The following is a 16,339-nucleotide window of genomic DNA, read 5'->3' on the forward strand; positions in this document are numbered from 1 at the left end:
AAGAATGACGACGGAAGGACGCACCGGCCCTCCGGTGGGCACCGACCCGCAGGAGCGGCCCCACCCGCTGGCCATTGGCCACCGGCTCGACGAGTTCGAGCTGCTCGAGGTGATCGGCGAAGGCGGCTTCGGCATCGTCTACCGGGCCTACGACCACTCGCTGCAGCGCGAGGTTGCGATCAAGGAGTACATGCCCTCGATGCTCGCGCGGCGCATCGGCGACGACAGCGTGCACGTGCGTTCGGACCGGCTCACGGCCACCTTCCAGGCCGGGCTGCGCAGCTTCATCAACGAGGCGCGCACGCTCGCGCAGTTCAGCCACCCGGCGCTGGTGCGCGTGCATCGCTTCTGGGAATCGAACTCGACCGCCTACATGGCGATCCAGCTCTACAAGGGCCGCACCCTGCGCCGGCTGGCCGACGAGGAGCCCGGCACCATCTCCGAAGCCTGGCTGCTCGGCATGCTCGGGCCGCTGCTCGGCGCGCTCGAGACGCTGCACCGCAGCGGCTGCTTCCACCGCGATATCGCGCCCGACAACATCTTCATCCAGCAGGACGGCCTGCCGGTGCTGCTGGATTTCGGCGCCGCGCGCAAGTCGATCGCCGACCTGGTCGACGAGGTGGCGGTGATGGTGAAGTCGGGCTACTCGCCGATCGAGCAGTACGCCGACGACAACACGCTGCTGCAGGGCGCCTGGACCGATCTCTACGCGCTGGGCGCGGTGCTCTATCGCGCCGTCACCGGCCACCCGCCGCCCTCGGCCGTGGTGCGCAGCGTGCAGGACGCCTACGTGCCGCTCGCGAGCCTGAATCGGCCCGACCTGAGCCCGGCCTTCTGCGCCGCGGTCGACCACACGCTGGCCGTGCACAGCAAGGACCGCACGCAGACCGTGGCGGCCTTCGCGGCCGAACTCGGTCTCACCAAGCTCGGCGACATCTACGTGGGCGGGCTCGCGGCGCCGGTGCACGCGGCGGGCGTGGCCGCGGTGCCTGCGCCGGCAGCGGCGCCCGTGGTGCCCGTCGCGCTGCCCGAGTCGTATGCGCCGGTCTCCGCGCCCGCGCCCTTCGAGGCGCCGCCGCCGGTCGCGCCGCCGGCCCGCGCGCCGGCCGCGCGCCGGCCCGCGAAGAAGTCCGCGCTGCCGCGCTGGGGCCTGGTCGGCGTGCTGCTGGTGGCGCTGGTCGCGGTCGGCAGCTGGATCGGCCTGCGCATCACGCAGTCGCCGCCGCCCACCAGCACCGCGATGGCACCGCCGGTGCCGCCGCCGGGCGCGCCGATGTCGAACCCCGCCTCGCCGCCCGCCGTGATGCCGCCCGCCGCGCCGGCCTCGGCCACGGTGCCCGCCGCCTCGCAGCCGCCGTCGACCGATGGCGGTGCCGGCGTCGCGGCCGCGCCCACCGGCGGCAACTCGCCGACCGCCGTGCCGCCGGCCACCGCGCCGGGCAGCAACGGCGCGCTGAGCCCGCTCGACAACGTGCCCGTGACGCCCGCGAGCCCGCCGCCCGAGCCCGCGCTGGCGATCAGCGAGGCCGAGGACTGGAACCTCGCGCAGGCCGAGAACACGCGCGAGGGCTACGAGGCCTACCTGCGCCGCTACCGCCGCGGCCCGCATGCGCGCGATGCGCGCAATGCCATCGCCGAACTCAACCGGCTCGCGCAGCCGGCCTCCACGCAGCCCGTGGTGGTGGGCACCGTGCCGCCGGGCACGCCCGGCGTGCCGGGTGCGCCGGGTGCCGTGCCTCCGGTCGCGGGCGGCACGGCGGTTCCGCCGGTGCCGGGCGCCGCGGCCGGCATGGGCCGCGTGACGCTCAACATCCGGCCCTGGGGCCAGGTCTTCGTCGACGGCGCCGACCGCGGCGTGAGCCCGCCGCTCAAGTCGCTGTCGCTGCGCCCCGGCATCTACAACATCGAGGTGCGCAACGGCGACCTCGAGGTCTACCGGCAGCGCGTGACGGTGCAGGACAGCAAGTCAGCGCCGGTGGTGAGCCACGAGTTCAAGTAAGGGGCGAAGGCGGCGGTCAGCCGAGCAGGCTGGCTGCCGTCACCACCTGGGCGTACTCGCCCTGCAGGTTGGCCAGCGCCATCGCGTGGACCTGCTCCGCGCCGAAAGTGGCGCCATCGATGCCCGCGCGGTCGAAGGCGAAGCTGGCATCGGACACCACCGTGACCGCGAAGCCGAGGCAGCTCGCCGTGCGCGCCGTGGCCTCGACCGACATGTTGGTGGCCACGCCGACCACCACGAGCGCCTCGATGCCGCGCACGCGCAGCCAGCGCTCGAGGCCCGTGTGCGTGAAGGCATCGGTCACGTTCTTCTCGACCACGTGCTCGGCGCGCAGCGGTGCCAGCGCGTCCTGGAATTCAGCGCCGGGCTGGCCCGGGAAGAACACCGACTCGGCGAAGCGCGACATGTGGCGCACATGGACCACGGGGCGGCCGCTGTCGCGCCAGTGCATGAGCAGGCGCTGCACCTGGGCTTCCGCGCCGGGGTTGTTGCGGCGGCCCGCGCGCGGTTCCTGCATGCCTTTCTGCATGTCGATGACGAGGAGGGCGCGGTTTGTCATGGCGGGCCTGGAGTGAGCGGGACTGCGCCGCACTCTAAGCGATGCGCGGGGCGCTACAGGCCCTTCTGCAGCGCCCGCCGGTACTGCACCGCCTCCGCCACGTGCGCCGTCTCGATCACTGCCGCTCCCGCGAGATCGGCGATGGTGCGCGCCACCTTGAGCGCGCGGTGCGTGCTGCGCGCCGACCAGCCGAGCCGGGCGGCGGCCGTGTGCATGAAGCGGCGCGCCTCGTCGCCGAGCGACGCATGGCGATCGATGTCGGCGCCCTGCAGCGCCTGGTTGGGCCGGCCCTGGCGTTCGATCGCGCGTTCGCGCGCGGCGGCTGCGCGCGCGCGGATGGCGGCCGTGGTCTCGCCCGCGGGCGCATCGAGCAGTTGCTGCGCCGACACCGCGGGCACTTCGATGTGCAGGTCGATGCGATCCAGGAGCGGGCCGCTGAGCTTGCGCTGGTAGCGCGCCACCTGGTCGGGCGTGCAGCGGCAGGCTTTCGTGGGCGCGCCCAGAAAACCGCAAGGGCAGGGGTTCATCGCGGCAATGAGCTGGAAGCGCGCCGGAAAATCCGCCCGCCGCGCGGCCCGCGCGATGGTGATGGTGCCGGTCTCGAGCGGCTCGCGCAGCGCCTCGAGCGCGGCGCGCGAGAACTCGGGGAATTCGTCGAGGAACAGCACGCCGTGGTGCGCCATCGAGATCTCGCCGGGCCGCGGCGGCGAACCGCCGCCGACCAGCGCCACCGCGCTCGAGGTGTGGTGCGGCGACGCGGTCGGCCGGTGCATCCAGCGCTCGGTCGAGAAGCGGCCGCCGAGGCTCGCGATGGCGGCGCTCTCGAGTGCTTCATCGATGCGCATCGGCGGCAGCAGGCCGGCGAAGCGCTGGCCCAGCATCGACTTGCCCGAGCCCGGCTCGCCCATCATCAGCAGGCTGTGGCCGCCGGCCGCGGCGATTTCGAGCGCGCGCTTGGCGCCGGCATGGCCCTTCACGTCGGCCATGTCGGCATAGGCGGGGGCATGGGCTTGCGTGGACGCATGGGCGCGCGACCAGCCCTCGTCGTCCGCCTCCAGGCCCGCCTGCGCGTCGGCCGGCAGGAAGCGCCGCACCACGTCGAGCAGGTGCCTGGCGCCGTAGACCTCGCCGCCGGGCACCAGCGCGGCCTCGTCGGCGCTGGGCGTGGGCAGCACCAGCCGGGTGGCGATGCCGCGCGTGTGCAGCGCGAGCGCCATCGCGAGCGCGCCGCGCACCGGCCGCAGCTCGCCCGACAGCGAGAGTTCGCCCGCGAACTCGTGGCCCGCGAGCCGCGCGCCCTCGATCTGGCCGCTGGCCGCGAGGATGCCCAGCGCCATCGGCAGGTCGAAGCGGCCCGAGTCCTTGGGCAGGTCGGCCGGCGCCAGGTTGACGGTGATGCGCTTGTTGTGCGGGAACTCCAGCCCGGCGTTCTGGATGGCCGAGCGCACGCGTTCGCGCGCTTCCTTGACCTCGGTCTCGGCCAGCCCGACCAGCGTGAAGCTCGGCAGGCCGTTGGCCAGATGCACCTCGACCGTGACACTGGCCGCTTCCAGCCCGAGCAAGGCGCGGCTTTGCACCAAAGACAGACTCATTCTCTGCTTCCTCCCTATATTGGTGCGCCCGATTCCGGTCGTCGCGGGCGTCTTGTTCTTTTTTCGGTGCAAGGCACAAAGCCTTGCGCTTGTAACCATTTTTGGCTGGCTTCCTTGGGCGCGCTTCAACCGGTCACCGGGGGATGTGCACTTTGGCACGCTCCCTGCTTTGAGGGTCATCAGGTTCCACAACACTACTTGCGAGGAGTTCCCGATGACGCACCGTTCCGCCGCCCAGGCCCTGATCGTCCTGGCCACCGCCCTGACCACGTCGGGCGCCGCCCTGGCGCAGGCCACCCCAGACGCTGCGGCGGCGCCTGCCGCGGCACCCGCTGCTTCCCCGATCACGGCCAACATCTCGCTGACCACGAACTACAAGTTCCGCGGCCAGGACCAGGACATGATCGGCCGGGACGACTTCGCCAAGACCCGCGGCGTGAAGCCCGCCATCCAGGGCGGCTTCGACTACGCCTTCGGCGAGAGCGGCTTCTATGTCGGCAACTGGAACTCCAGCGTCAACTGGCTCAAGGGCAACAGCGTCGAGGTCGACCTGTACGGCGGCTACAAGTTCAAGGCCGGCCCGCTGGACATGGACGTCGGTGCGCTCACCTACATCTACCCGGGCAACTCCCTCGGCAACACCACCGAGCTCTACGGCGCGGCCACCTACGCCAACGAAACCTTCGGCTCGTTCACGGCCAAGTACTCGCACACGGTGTCGAAGGACTACTTCGGCTACGCCGGCAACAAGAACGGTTCGGGCCTCAAGGGCCGCAACACCGGCTACCTGAACCTGAGCTACAGCAAGGAGATCGTGCCCAAGGTCACGCTCAAGGCCGCCGTGGGCTTCACCCGCTTCTCCAGCGACATCCGCCACAACACGGCCGCGAAGAACTACGTCGACTACAACGTCGGCGCCACCTACGACTTCGGCGGCGGTCTCACGCTCACCGGCTCGGTGCAGGGCGCGAACAAGAAGGACGCGTTCAACGTCGCGGCCGGCCCGCTGTACGACTTCGGCTTCTACACCGTGCAGCAGGTCTACTCGCCCAACAAGCCGCGCTTCATCCTCACGCTGACGAAGACGCTGTAAGCACGCAACACAACGAGGCGCGGCCCATGCTGCCGCGCGAATTCTTTCCATCCAAAGGAGCAACTCATGAAGCTGGTCACAGCCATCATCAAACCGTTCAAGCTCGACGAAGTGCGCGAAGCCCTCTCGGCCATCGGCGTGCAGGGGATCACCGTCACCGAGGTCAAGGGTTTCGGCCGCCAGAAGGGCCACACCGAGCTCTACCGCGGCGCGGAGTACGTCGTCGACTTCCTGCCCAAGGTCAAGATCGAGGCGGCGGTCTCGGATGACCTCGTCGAACGCGTGATCGAAGCCGTCGAGGGCGCCGCGCGCACCGGCAAGATCGGCGACGGCAAGATCTTTGTCTACAACCTCGAGCAGGTCGTGCGCATCCGCACCGGCGAAACGGGCCGCGAAGCCCTTTGATCGAGTCCAGGCCCGAAAGAACAACGTCCATGAAAAAACTGCTTGTCTCCCTCGCGCTCGGCTTGAGCGTGCTTGCCGCCGGCACCACCGGCTTCGCGCAGACGCCCGCGCCCGCCGCCGCCGCTTCGGCGCCGGCCGCCGAGGCCTCGGCACCGGCCGCGGCGCCCGCCGCAGCGGCACCGGCTGCCGCTGCGCCCGCCGCCGCACCGGCCGCGGCACCGGCACCCAAGGTCGATTCGGGCGACACCGCCTGGATGCTGACCTCCACGCTGCTCGTGATCCTGATGACCATCCCCGGCCTCGCGCTGTTCTACGGCGGCCTGGGCCGCTCGAAGAACATGCTGTCGGTGCTGATGCAGGTCTTCGTGATCTTCTCGCTGATCAGCATCCTGTGGGCCATCTACGGCTACAGCCTCGCCTTCACGGGTGAAGGAAGCTTCGTCGGTACCTTCGACAAGATCTTCCTCAAGGGCGTGTCGCAGGAGACCTTCGGTGCGCTCACGACGATCCCCGAGTACGTGTTCGTCGCGTTCCAGGGCACCTTCGCCGCCATCACCGTGGCGCTGATCGTCGGCGCCTTCGCCGAACGCGCCAAGTTCTCGGCCGTGCTGTTGTTCTCGGTGCTGTGGTTCACCTTCGCCTACGTGCCGATGGCCCACATCGTCTGGGGCGGCGGCCTGCTCGGCAAGGACGGCGCGCTCGACTTTGCGGGCGGCACCGTGGTGCACATCAACGCCGGCGTGGCCGGCCTGGTCGGTGCCTACATGATCGGCAAGCGCGTCGGCTACGGCAAGGAAGCCTTCACGCCGCACTCGCTCACGCTCACCATGGTCGGCGCCTCGCTGCTGTGGGTCGGCTGGTTCGGCTTCAACGCCGGCTCGGCGGGTGCCGCCAACGCCGCCGCGGGCCTGGCCTTCGTGAACACGGTGCTCGCCACCGCCGCCGCCGCGCTGTCCTGGATCCTGGGCGAGAGCCTGCACAAGGGCAAGGCCTCGATGCTGGGTGCCGCCTCGGGCGCCGTCGCCGGCCTCGTCGCAGTGACCCCCGCCGCCGGCTTCGTCGGCCCGATGGGTTCGATCGTGCTGGGCCTGCTGGCCGGCCTGGTCTGCCTCTGGGGCGTGGGCGGTCTCAAGCGCATGCTCGGTGCCGACGACGCGTTCGACGTGTTCGGCGTCCACGGCGTGGGCGGTATCCTGGGTGCCATCCTGACCGGCGTGTTCGCGGCCCAGGGCCTCGGCGGCACCGGCGGCCTGACCCCCGACACCTTCTCGATGGGCGCCCAGGTCTGGATCCAGATCAAGAGCGTGCTGTTCACCATCGTCTGGTCCGGCGTCGTGGCGTTCATCGCCTTCAAGATCGCCGACCTGGTGCTCGGCCTGCGTGTGACCGAAGAGGAAGAGCGCGAAGGCCTCGACATCTCGTCGCACGGCGAAACCGCCTACAACCGCTGATCGGACAAGCTCCGACACGCGACAAGGACACCGCGGGTTCCTCGCTCCAGAGGAAGGGACCCGCGGTCCACCACCAGACCACCACCCTGTTTTTCCAAGGTCCTTCCAAGGTCCTTCCAAGGTTTCCTGAAGCCCATTTTTTCAGCGAGAGTCTCCTTTGGATGTTCAGCCCGCAAGCACTCCGGTGCGAGCGGGCTTTTTTTTGTCCTCGACCCGGCGCGGCCCGGTGCGGTCCGACAGCGGCGGACCGTGGCGCGGGGGCACAATCCCCGTCATGTGGACCCCCCTGGACAACAGCCTCAGCGCCCTCGGCGAATCGCCGTTCTGGCACCCGCAGGAACGTTCCCTGTACTGGCTCGACATTCCCGGCCGCGCGGTGCTGCGCACGCGCGGCGAGATCGGCGCCGGCGGCGCGGTCGAGCGCTGGGACCTGCCGACCGAACCCGGCTGCATGGCGCCCGCGCGCAGCGGCGGCCTGGTGATCGCGCTGCGCGACGGCATCTACCGCGCGCGTGCATGGGGCGGCGCGCTGGCCGCGATCGCGCGCGTGGAGCACGACGCGGCCACCATGCGCTTCAATGACGGCAAGTGCGACGCGCTCGGCCGCTTCTGGGCCGGCAGCATCAACGAGGCGAAGGACCGGGCCAATGCCGCGCTCTACTGCCTCGACGCGCGCCGCGACGACGGCCAGTCGCCGATGCTCTCGCAGATGGCCGAGGGCGTGACCACGGCCAACGGCCTCGCGTTCTCGCCCGACGCGCGCACGCTCTACTGGGCCGACACGCCGGCCCACGCGGTGCGCGCCTGGGACTGGGACGCGGCGCACAACACGCTCTCGCACGGCCGCGTCTTCAAGCGGTTCGACGCCAAGCCCGAAGGCTGGGCGCCCGGCTCGGCGCTGGCCTACGGCGGGCGGCCCGACGGCGCCACGGTCGATGCCGAGGGCCACTACTGGGTCGCGATGTTCGAGGGCGCGCAGCTGCTGCGCCTCGCGCCCTCGGGCGAGGTCGTGGCCGCCTTCGCGCTGCCGGTGCAGTGCCCGACCATGCCCTGCTTCGGCGGCGACGACCTGCGCACGCTGTTCGTCACCACCGCGCGCAAGGGCCGGCCCGATGCCGAACTGGCGCAGAAACCCGCCTCGGGCATGGTGCTGTCGATGCGCGTCGAGACGCCCGGCCTGCCGGTCCATTTCTTCGAGGACTAGCCCGCGCCGCATGGCCCTGCAGCACATCCCGCCGATCCAGTGCCTCGTGACCTTCGAGGCGCTGGCGCGGCTGCGCCATGCAGGCCGCGCGGCCGACGAGCTCTGCGTGACCGCCAGCGCGGTCAGCCACCGCATCCGCCAGCTCGAGTCGCACGTGGGCTTCAAGCTGTTCGGCCGCGGCGACTTCAGCCTCACGGCCGACGGTGCGGCCTATCTCGCCAACGTGCGCACCGGCCTGGCGGCGCTGCAGGCGCATGCGGGCGGCGCCAGCGCGGCGGCGGGCCAGCGCGCGGCCACGCGGCTGCGGCTCGCGGTCACGCCGACCTTCAGCCGCCAGTTCCTCATGCCGCGGCTCGAACTGTTCCGCAACATCTATCCCGACATCGACCTGGTGCTGCAGGTGTCGATCCCGCTGCTCGACGTGACCGCGGAGCCGGCCGACCTCGAGGTGCGCTACGGCGGCGGCAACTACGCCGACTGCGAGCACCGCCCGCTGCTCGAGGAACTGGTGGTGCCGGCCTGCAGCCCGAGCTACCTCAACGAGTTCGGCCCGTTCCACGGTTTCCGCACCGCGGCCGAGATCGCGGCCGCGCGGCTGATCCGCAGCCCGCTCGAGCCCTGGGGCACCTGGTTCGCGAGCTGCGGCATCGACCAGCCCGAGCCGCAGCTGGGCTCGCAGTTCAACGACCTGGGCCTGGTCTACGACGCGGCCGCCAGCGGCTTCGGCGTTGCGCTGGTGCGCCAGAAGATGGGCGCGGCCTGGTTCGAGTCGGGCCGGCTGGTGGCGCTGTCGGAGCATGCCGTGCGCTCGCCGCACCGCCACACGCTGTGCTGGCAGCCGGGCGCGCTCGAGCGCTGGGAGTGCGCGGCCTTCGCCGACTGGCTGGTGCAGGCGCTGCGCTGAGCCCGTGCGGCGCGGCGAAGATTCCTCAAGTCCGCCGCAAAAATCCTTCAACCCGGAGGCCGCGCATTTCCTTAGAGTGGGGGGCCGGCCCCCGCCAGCCATCCGCAGAAGAACACCGAGAAGAGACTTCGCCCATGAACGCGCCCCCGAGCCCGACGCAGCATGCGTCGCTCCAGAAGACAGAACGCCAGTCGCAGGTCGTGCGCGCGCTGCAGGCCCACCTGCCGGCGCACGCGCTGATCTGGCATGCCGAGGACACCACGCCCTACGAGTGCGACGGCCTCACGGCCTACCGCCAGCGGCCGCTGGTGGTGGCACTGCCCGAGACCGAGGACCAGGTGGCGGCCGTGCTGCGCACCTGCCACGGGCTGGGCGTGCCGGTGGTGGCGCGCGGCTCGGGCACGGGGCTGTCGGGCGGCGCCATGCCGCACGAGATGGGCGTGACCCTGTCGCTCGCCAAGTTCAATCGCATCCTCAAGATCGACCCGGTCGCGCGCACCGCGCTCGTGCAGTGCGGCGTGCGCAACCTCGCCATCAGCGAGGCCGCCGCGCCCTACAACCTCTACTACGCGCCCGATCCCTCGAGCCAGATCGCCTGCTCGATCGGCGGCAACGTGGCCGAGAACTCGGGCGGCGTGCACTGCCTCAAGTACGGCCTCACGCTGCACAACGTGCTCCAGGTGCGCGGCTTCACGGCCGAGGGCGAGCCGGTGGCGTTCGGCAGCGAGGCGCTCGATGCCGCCGGCCTCGACCTGCTGGCGCTGGTGATCGGCAGCGAGGGCATGCTCGCCGTCACCACCGAGGTCACGGTGAAGCTGGTGCCCAAGCCGCAGCTGGCGCGCTGCATCATGGCCAGCTTCGACGACGTGCGCAAAGCCGGCGACGCGGTGGCCGCGGTGATCGCCGCGGGCATCATCCCCGCGGGGCTCGAGATGATGGACAAGCCCATGACCGCCGCCGTCGAGGACTTCGTGCACGCGGGCTACGACCTCGACGCAGCCGCCATCCTGCTGTGCGAATCCGACGGCACGCCCGAGGAGGTCGAGGAGGAGATCGGCCGCATGACAGCCGTGCTGCGCGGCTGCGGCGCCACCGCCATCGCGGTCAGCAACAGCGAGGACGAGCGCATGCGCTTCTGGAGCGGGCGCAAGAACGCCTTCCCGGCCTCGGGCCGCATCAGCCCCGACTACATGTGCCTCGACTCCACCATCCCGCGCAAGCGGCTGGCCGACATCCTGCTCGCGATCCAGGCGATGGAGCAGAAGTACGGCCTGCGCTGCTGCAACGTGTTCCACGCGGGCGACGGCAACCTGCATCCGCTGGTGCTGTTCGATGCCAACGACCCCGACGAGCTGCACCGCTGCGAGCTGTTCGGCGCCGACATCCTCGAGACCAGCGTCGCGATGGGCGGCACCGTCTCGGGCGAGCACGGCGTGGGCGTGGAGAAGCTCAACAGCATGTGCGTGCAGTTCACGGCCGCCGAGAACGAGCAGATGTTCGGCGTCAAGCGCGCCTTCGATCCCGAGGGGATGCTGAACCCCGGCAAGGTGATCCCCACGTTGCAGCGCTGCGCCGAGTACGGCAAGCAGGTGGTGCGCGGCGGCCGGCTGCCGCATCCCGAGCTGCCGAGGTTCTGATGAGCAGCGGCATCGACCACGCATTGGGCCAGGCCGTCGAGCGCATCCGCGCCGCGGCCGCCGACGGCACCGTGCTGCGCATCCGCGGCGGCGGCAGCAAGGACTTCTACGGCGAGGCGCCGCGCGGCGAGCTGCTCGACACGCGCGCGCTCGCGGGCATCGCGAGCTACGAACCCAGCGAGCTGGTCGTGACCGTGCGCGCGGGCACGCCGCTGGCCGAGCTCGAGGCGGCGCTGGCCGAGAAGGGCCAGTGCCTGGCCTTCGAGCCGCCGCACTTCGCGGCAGATGCGACCGTCGGCGGCATGGTCGCCGCGGGCCTCGCGGGCCCGTCGCGCGCCAGCGTGGGCAATGTGCGCGACTACGTGCTCGGCGCCACGCTGGTCAACGGCCGCGGCGAGGTGTTGAGCTTCGGTGGCCAGGTGATGAAGAACGTGGCGGGCTACGACGTCTCGCGCGTGCTCGCGGGTTCGCTCGGCACGCTGGGCCTGATCGCCGAGGTCAGCCTCAAGGTGCTGCCGGTGCCGCCGGCCGAGGCCACGCTGGAGTTCGCGTGCGACCAGGCCGATGCGCTGCGGCTGCTCAACGAATGGGGCGGCCGGCCGCTGCCGCTCAACGCGAGCTGCTGGTTCGAGTACGCGGGCACCGGCGCGCTCTACCTGCGGCTGCGCGGCGCGGTGGCGGCGGTCGAGGCCGCGTGCACGCACCTCGGCGGCGAACGCAAGGACAAGGAGCGCGCCGCGGCCGACTGGCAGTCGCTGCGCGAGCAGAGCCTGCCGTGGTTCGACACCGCGGCCGGGCCCGATGCGCTATGGCGCCTGTCGGTGCCGCAGACCGCGCCGGTGCTGGGGCTCGAGGCATTCGGCGCGCCGCTGGTCGAATGGCATGGCGGCCAGCGCTGGTACAAGGCACCGCCCACGCCGGCCGCGGCCGCGCGCATCCGCGAGGCCGCGCGCGCGGCGGGCGGGCATGCGACGCTGTTCCGCCTGCCCGCGCACGGCGAAGCTCACGAGGCCGCGGCGCCGCGCTTCGACCGGCTCGAGCCCGCGGTCGAGCGCATCCACCGCGCGCTGATGCGCGAGTTCGATCCGCATGCCGTGTTCGACCGCGGCCGGCTCCACGCCTTCGACTGAACGACCCCCATGCGGCGCCTGCGCTTTCTCACCGGCCGCCACCGCGCGCCCTCGACCAACCACATGCTCGGCCTGCTGCTCGCGTTCAACGCCGGCGCCGTCAATGCGGGCGGCTTCCTGGTGCTGCACATGTACACCTCGCACATGACCGGCTTCACCTCGCAGGTGGCCGACGGCCTGGTGCTCGGCAACGCGACCCTGCTGCTCAATGCGCTGGGCGCGATCCTGGCCTTCGTGGCGGGAGCGGCGGTCTCGGCGCTGCTGGTCAACTGGGCGCGCCAGCACCACCTGCGCAGCGTCTATGCGCTGCCGCTGCTGCTCGAGTCGGCGCTGATGCTGCCCTTCGGCCTGATGGGCGCGATCACGCTGACCTGGCACACGCCCTTCGCGGTGCCGCTCACGGTGCTGCTGCTGTCCTTCATCATGGGGCTGCAGAACGCGGTGGGCTCCAAGACCTCGGGCGGCCGCATCCGCACCACCCACATGACCGGCAACCTCACCGACCTCGGCATCGAGCTCGGCAAGCTGCTGTACTGGAACCGCCGCGCGAAGCCCGGCGAAACCCTGGCGGGACCGGTGCGCCACAACGCCGCGCGGCTGCGGCTGTTCGCGGGGCTGGTCGGCATGTTCGTCACGGGCGGCATCGTCGGCGCGGCCGGCTTCACCTACGTCGGCTTCGTCTGCGTGGTGCCGCTGGCGGCGTTGCTGCTGGCGCTGTCGCTGCCGCCCTTCATCGAGGACGTGCGGCGTTCGGCCCATCTGCGCCAGCTGCTCGGCGCGATCCGCCCGCGGCGCAAGAACGACGCGTCCTCCGGCCCCTGAGGCCGGCGAGTTTCACGAGACAACGACAAGAACCGATCCCACGATGCAAACCGAGCTCGCTCCCGAATTCCGCGGCACCGACGACGGCCGCGAGGCCGAGGCCATCCTGCGCAAGTGCGTGCACTGCGGCTTCTGCACCGCCACCTGCCCGACCTACCAGCTGCTCGGCGACGAGCTCGACGGCCCGCGCGGGCGCATCTACCTGATCAAGCAGGTGCTCGAGGGCCAGGCGCCCACGCGCAGCACGCAGCTGCACCTCGACCGCTGCCTGACCTGCCGCAACTGCGAGAGCACCTGCCCGAGCGGCGTGCAGTACGGCCACCTGGTCGACATCGGCCGGCGCATCGTCGACGAGAAGGTGCCGCGCCCCGCGATGGAGTCGGCCACGCGCTGGGTGCTCAAGGAAGGCCTGCCCTCGCCGCTGTTCGGCCCCGCGATGAAGCTGGGCCAGTCGGTGCGCGGCCTGCTGCCCGAGGCATTGAAGGCCAAGGTGCCCGCGAAGCAGGCGGCCGGTGCCTGGCCCACGGTCACGCACGCGCGCAAGGTGCTGATGCTCGCGGGCTGCGTGCAGCCGTCGATGATGCCGAACATCAACACCGCCACCGCGCGCGTGCTCGACGCGGGCGGCATCCAGGCCGTGCTCGCGCCCGAGGCCGGCTGCTGCGGCGCGGTGAAGTTCCACCTCAACGACCAGGAGGGCGGCAAGGCGCAGATGCGCGCCAACATCGACGCCTGGTGGCCGCTGGTCGAACGCAACGAGGTGGAGGCCATCGTGATGAACGCCTCGGGCTGCGGCGTCACCGTGCGCGAGTACGGCCACGTGCTGCGCAACGACCCGGCCTATGGGCTGAAGGCCGCGCGCATCAGCGAGCTCACGCGCGACCTCGGCGAACTGCTGCCCGACCTGGTGCCCGCGCTCAAGCCACGCGTGCGCGCGACGCCCGGCACCATCGCCTACCACCCGCCCTGCACCCTGCAGCACGGCCAGAAGCTGCGCGGCGGCATCGAGACCCATCTGCGTGCCTTGGGCTTCGACGTGCGCGTGGCGATGAACGAATCGCACCTGTGCTGCGGTTCGGCCGGCACCTACTCGGTGCTGCAGCCCGAGCTCGCCTATCCGCTGCGCGACCGCAAGCTGGGCCACCTCAAGCAGCTGCAGCCGGTGGCGATCGCTTCGGCCAACATCGGCTGCATCACGCACCTGCAGAGCGGCAGCGGCGAGCTGCCGGTGCGGCACTGGGTCGAGCTGCTCGACGCGGCGCTGCAGCCGGCCGGCTGAGCCCTCAATCGCAGCGGTAGGTGACCTCGCCCTGCGGCGCGCGGCCCTTGGTCGGCGGCACGAAGCGCAGCGGCGCGCCGAAGTTGCGGCAGTAGGCCTCGGCCTCCTCGGGGCTCGGCGAGCGCAGCACGCCGTCGCCGAGCATGGTCACGCGCGGCGCGGTGCGGGTCGCGCAGCCGGCGAGAACGGCCGCCAGGGCCAGGAGGATCAGCGGAGTGGCGCGATGGCGCATGGCGTGACGGGCGCCAGGACGGCGGCGTGGAAGTGCGGGAGCGCCGACTGTAGCGGTTCCGGTCGTCCTGGCGCTTCCGGCCGGCTGCGCCACCGCCGCACACGCTGCCGCGCCCTGGTCCGACTCGCTCGACTGTGGCGCCGGCGCATCATTTCTGCATCCATCGCGCCAAGGAGTACGTCCCATGTCCCGCTTTCCCACCCGTGCCGCGTTCGCGGCCGCCTTCCTGTCGCTCGCGGCCGGTGCCTTCACCAGCGCCCAGGCGCAATCCGCCATGCCCGCCTGGAAGGGCGAGGGCGCCACGCGCTACGTCTGCGGCGGCATCGGCTCCGACGAGTCGAAGGCCATGCGCGCCGCGATGAAGGAACATCCGCTGGCGCTGCTGTTCGCGCGTGCCGACGGCGCCTACCTGGCCGACCTGCAGGTCGAGATCAAGGGCGCGGACGGCGCCGCCGCGCTCTCGCTGCGCGCCTCGGGGCCGGTCTGTCTGGTCGACATTCCCGCGGGCCGCTACACGGTGGTCGCGACCACCCAGGGCGGCGAGTCGAAGAGCCAGGCCGTCACGGTCGGCAGCGGCTCGACGACCGCGAGCTTCAGGTACTGAGCGTCAGGCGGAGGCGGCGAGCGCCGCCTCGATGTCGCGCGAGAGCGAGGCCGGCGTGTCGAGCGGCGCATAGCGCTTGCGCACCTGGCCGTCGCGCCCGACCAGGAACTTGGTGAAGTTCCACTTGATGGCGGTGCTGCCCAGCAGGCCCGGCTTCTCCTTCACCAGCCACTGGTACAGCGGCGCGGCGCCGCTGCCGTTGACGTCGATCTTCTCCATCATCTGGAAGCTCACGCCGTAGTTCTTCATGCAGAAGGCGCCGATCTCCTCGTTGGTGCCCGGGTCCTGGCCGCCGAACTGGTTCGACGGGAAGCCCAGCACCGCGAGGCCCTGGCCGGCGTACTTCTCGTGCAGTTCCTCGAGGCCCGCGAACTGCGGCGTGAAGCCGCACTTGCTCGCGGTGTTGACGATGAGCAGCACCTTGCCCTTGTAGGCGGCGAGGCTCACCGGCTGGCCGTCGATCTGTCTGGCCTCGAAGTCGTAGACGCTGGTCATGGGGATTTCCTCAAGGGGTCGAAGGAGCGCGATCTTCGCTCGCGGCGGGCGTTCGCGCAAACGAGGACCAGACCGCGGCCGCCACGATCAGCGCGCCGCCCGCGAGGATGCGCGAGTTCATCGTGGCCGCGCCCAGCGCCACCGACGACACGCTCGCGAACAGCACCTCCGACAGCATGATCACCGCCGTCGCGCTGGCCGCCAGCCGCGCGGCGCCGTACTGCAGGCAGACGTTGGCGATCACGAAGCCGAAGCCCAGCAGCGCGGCCCAGCCGATCCAGCCCGGCGCGGCGGCGGTCGGCGGCGCGAAGGCGCCGAGCGCGGTGCCGGTCAGCGCGGCCGTGCCCGCCACCACCGCGCAGCCGCAGAACATCGCGAGCGCGCGCGATTCGCCGGGCGCCGCGCGCAGCTGGCGCAGCACGATGTTGGTGACCGCGAAGCCGAAGCCCGCTGCCACGCCGAGCCAGTCGGGCAGGCTCGAGGGCACGGGCCAGTCGGTGCCCGGCGTCTTGAGCACCACCGCCACGCCGGCCAGCGCCAGCGCCACGCGCGCCAGCGATCCACCCGTGGGCCGCTCGCCCAGCACGGCCCAGCCCAGCAGCACGCTCCACAGCGGCATCAGGTAGAACAGCAGCACCACGCGCACCACGTCGCCCTGCGTCACGGCCCAGTTGAAGCCCACGTTGGTGAAGCCGGCCGCGAGGCCCAGCAGCACCAGCATCGGATGGCCCGCGAAGCCGGCCCAGGCGCCGCGGCGCAGCAGGCCCACCACGGTGGCGATCGCGAGGTAGATCAGGCAGGTGGTCCACACCGGATGCAGGCCATGGCCTTCGATGTGGCGGAACGGAAACCACGACAGCCCCCAGACGAAGGCATTGAAGATCAGGGCGAGGGCGGGCATCGGGCGGGCAAACCGCCGAGCATAGCCGGGCC

The 16,339-nt window shown here is 71.4% G+C and carries 16 protein-coding genes; 11 read left to right on the forward strand and 5 right to left on the reverse strand.

What is annotated here, in order from left to right; translation table 11 throughout:
- The first annotated feature begins 4 nt into the window (after window positions 1–4).
- Window positions 5–1,999, forward strand: coding sequence for a serine/threonine-protein kinase (locus AC07PU_RS14955; protein WP_495318460.1), 1,995 nt, complete (start codon window positions 5–7; stop codon window positions 1,997–1,999).
- A gap of 16 nt (window positions 2,000–2,015) precedes the next feature.
- Here the strand turns inward: AC07PU_RS14955 and AC07PU_RS14960 are convergent, their stop codons facing one another.
- Window positions 2,016–2,558 (reverse strand): cysteine hydrolase family protein, encoded by a 543-nt coding sequence (locus tag AC07PU_RS14960; protein ID WP_495318462.1) that lies wholly within the window; start codon window positions 2,556–2,558, stop codon window positions 2,016–2,018.
- Between the two features lie 53 nt (window positions 2,559–2,611).
- On the reverse strand, window positions 2,612–4,150 hold the full coding sequence (locus AC07PU_RS14965) for a YifB family Mg chelatase-like AAA ATPase (protein WP_495318464.1): 1,539 nt from the start codon (window positions 4,148–4,150) through the stop codon (window positions 2,612–2,614).
- Window positions 4,151–4,364: 214 nt separating this feature from the next.
- Between AC07PU_RS14965 and AC07PU_RS14970 the strand changes: the two genes are divergently transcribed.
- The 9 genes from AC07PU_RS14970 (at window position 4,365) to glcF (ending at window position 14,075) form a co-directional block, all read left to right on the forward strand.
- Complete coding sequence (locus AC07PU_RS14970) at window positions 4,365–5,243, forward strand: TorF family putative porin (protein WP_093343929.1); 879 nt, start codon at window positions 4,365–4,367, stop codon at window positions 5,241–5,243.
- Window positions 5,244–5,309: 66 nt separating this feature from the next.
- Window positions 5,310–5,648: a P-II family nitrogen regulator gene (gene glnK / locus AC07PU_RS14975; protein WP_057597341.1), complete on the forward strand. Its 339-nt coding sequence runs from the start codon at window positions 5,310–5,312 to the stop codon at window positions 5,646–5,648.
- A gap of 29 nt (window positions 5,649–5,677) precedes the next feature.
- Window positions 5,678–7,099, forward strand: coding sequence for an ammonium transporter (locus tag AC07PU_RS14980; protein ID WP_495318467.1), 1,422 nt, complete (start codon window positions 5,678–5,680; stop codon window positions 7,097–7,099).
- Window positions 7,100–7,373: 274 nt separating this feature from the next.
- On the forward strand, window positions 7,374–8,303 hold the full coding sequence (locus AC07PU_RS14985) for an SMP-30/gluconolactonase/LRE family protein (RefSeq protein WP_495318469.1): 930 nt from the start codon (window positions 7,374–7,376) through the stop codon (window positions 8,301–8,303).
- 10 nt (window positions 8,304–8,313) lie between these two features.
- The gene (locus AC07PU_RS14990; protein WP_057597344.1) at window positions 8,314–9,207 is read left to right on the forward strand and encodes a LysR substrate-binding domain-containing protein; all 894 of its coding nucleotides are present in this window, start codon (window positions 8,314–8,316) and stop codon (window positions 9,205–9,207) included.
- Window positions 9,208–9,341: 134 nt separating this feature from the next.
- A complete protein-coding gene (locus AC07PU_RS14995) occupies window positions 9,342–10,844 on the forward strand; it encodes an FAD-linked oxidase C-terminal domain-containing protein (RefSeq protein WP_495318471.1) in 1,503 nt (500 codons plus the stop codon).
- Entirely contained in the window at window positions 10,844–11,974 is a 1,131-nt protein-coding gene (glcE, locus tag AC07PU_RS15000) for a glycolate oxidase subunit GlcE (protein WP_495318473.1), read from the forward strand. The genes AC07PU_RS14995 and glcE overlap by 1 nt, the downstream gene beginning before the upstream one ends.
- A gap of 9 nt (window positions 11,975–11,983) precedes the next feature.
- A complete protein-coding gene (locus AC07PU_RS15005) occupies window positions 11,984–12,796 on the forward strand; it encodes a YoaK family protein (RefSeq protein WP_490879628.1) in 813 nt (270 codons plus the stop codon).
- Window positions 12,797–12,839: 43 nt separating this feature from the next.
- Window positions 12,840–14,075: a glycolate oxidase subunit GlcF gene (gene glcF / locus AC07PU_RS15010; RefSeq protein ID WP_495318476.1), complete on the forward strand. Its 1,236-nt coding sequence runs from the start codon at window positions 12,840–12,842 to the stop codon at window positions 14,073–14,075.
- A 4-nt stretch (window positions 14,076–14,079) separates the two neighbouring features.
- Here the strand turns inward: glcF and AC07PU_RS15015 are convergent, their stop codons facing one another.
- Window positions 14,080–14,307 carry a hypothetical protein gene (locus AC07PU_RS15015; RefSeq protein WP_208509050.1) on the reverse strand — a complete coding sequence of 76 codons (228 nt, stop codon included), beginning with the start codon at window positions 14,305–14,307 and terminating at the stop codon, window positions 14,080–14,082.
- A 184-nt stretch (window positions 14,308–14,491) separates the two neighbouring features.
- Between AC07PU_RS15015 and AC07PU_RS15020 the strand changes: the two genes are divergently transcribed.
- Window positions 14,492–14,911 carry a carboxypeptidase regulatory-like domain-containing protein gene (locus tag AC07PU_RS15020; protein WP_495318478.1) on the forward strand — a complete coding sequence of 140 codons (420 nt, stop codon included), beginning with the start codon at window positions 14,492–14,494 and terminating at the stop codon, window positions 14,909–14,911.
- A gap of 3 nt (window positions 14,912–14,914) precedes the next feature.
- Here the strand turns inward: AC07PU_RS15020 and AC07PU_RS15025 are convergent, their stop codons facing one another.
- Both AC07PU_RS15025 and AC07PU_RS15030 read right to left on the reverse strand, forming a co-directional pair.
- On the reverse strand, window positions 14,915–15,406 hold the full coding sequence (locus tag AC07PU_RS15025; protein ID WP_208509048.1) for a glutathione peroxidase: 492 nt from the start codon (window positions 15,404–15,406) through the stop codon (window positions 14,915–14,917).
- Between the two features lie 10 nt (window positions 15,407–15,416).
- Entirely contained in the window at window positions 15,417–16,307 is an 891-nt protein-coding gene (locus AC07PU_RS15030; protein WP_495318480.1) for a DMT family transporter, read from the reverse strand.
- Window positions 16,308–16,339 lie beyond the last annotated feature (32 nt).

The organism is Variovorax sp. GW821-FHT10D07, from assembly GCF_059415325.1.

What these genes read in the sequence shown, in the direction of transcription:
- AC07PU_RS14955 (WP_495318460.1), top strand. Translation starts at nt 5, where the DNA reads ATGACGACGGAAGGACGCACCGGCCCTCCGGTGGGCACCGACCCGCAG.
- AC07PU_RS14960 (WP_495318462.1), bottom strand. Translation starts at nt 2,558, where the DNA reads ATGACAAACCGCGCCCTCCTCGTCATCGACATGCAGAAAGGCATGCAG.
- AC07PU_RS14965 (WP_495318464.1), bottom strand. Translation starts at nt 4,150, where the DNA reads ATGAGTCTGTCTTTGGTGCAAAGCCGCGCCTTGCTCGGGCTGGAAGCG.
- AC07PU_RS14970 (WP_093343929.1), top strand. Translation starts at nt 4,365, where the DNA reads ATGACGCACCGTTCCGCCGCCCAGGCCCTGATCGTCCTGGCCACCGCC.
- glnK (WP_057597341.1), top strand. Translation starts at nt 5,310, where the DNA reads ATGAAGCTGGTCACAGCCATCATCAAACCGTTCAAGCTCGACGAAGTG.
- AC07PU_RS14980 (WP_495318467.1), top strand. Translation starts at nt 5,678, where the DNA reads ATGAAAAAACTGCTTGTCTCCCTCGCGCTCGGCTTGAGCGTGCTTGCC.
- AC07PU_RS14985 (WP_495318469.1), top strand. Translation starts at nt 7,374, where the DNA reads ATGTGGACCCCCCTGGACAACAGCCTCAGCGCCCTCGGCGAATCGCCG.
- AC07PU_RS14990 (WP_057597344.1), top strand. Translation starts at nt 8,314, where the DNA reads ATGGCCCTGCAGCACATCCCGCCGATCCAGTGCCTCGTGACCTTCGAG.
- AC07PU_RS14995 (WP_495318471.1), top strand. Translation starts at nt 9,342, where the DNA reads ATGAACGCGCCCCCGAGCCCGACGCAGCATGCGTCGCTCCAGAAGACA.
- glcE (WP_495318473.1), top strand. Translation starts at nt 10,844, where the DNA reads ATGAGCAGCGGCATCGACCACGCATTGGGCCAGGCCGTCGAGCGCATC.
- AC07PU_RS15005 (WP_490879628.1), top strand. Translation starts at nt 11,984, where the DNA reads ATGCGGCGCCTGCGCTTTCTCACCGGCCGCCACCGCGCGCCCTCGACC.
- glcF (WP_495318476.1), top strand. Translation starts at nt 12,840, where the DNA reads ATGCAAACCGAGCTCGCTCCCGAATTCCGCGGCACCGACGACGGCCGC.
- AC07PU_RS15015 (WP_208509050.1), bottom strand. Translation starts at nt 14,307, where the DNA reads ATGCGCCATCGCGCCACTCCGCTGATCCTCCTGGCCCTGGCGGCCGTT.
- AC07PU_RS15020 (WP_495318478.1), top strand. Translation starts at nt 14,492, where the DNA reads ATGTCCCGCTTTCCCACCCGTGCCGCGTTCGCGGCCGCCTTCCTGTCG.
- AC07PU_RS15025 (WP_208509048.1), bottom strand. Translation starts at nt 15,406, where the DNA reads ATGACCAGCGTCTACGACTTCGAGGCCAGACAGATCGACGGCCAGCCG.
- AC07PU_RS15030 (WP_495318480.1), bottom strand. Translation starts at nt 16,307, where the DNA reads ATGCCCGCCCTCGCCCTGATCTTCAATGCCTTCGTCTGGGGGCTGTCG.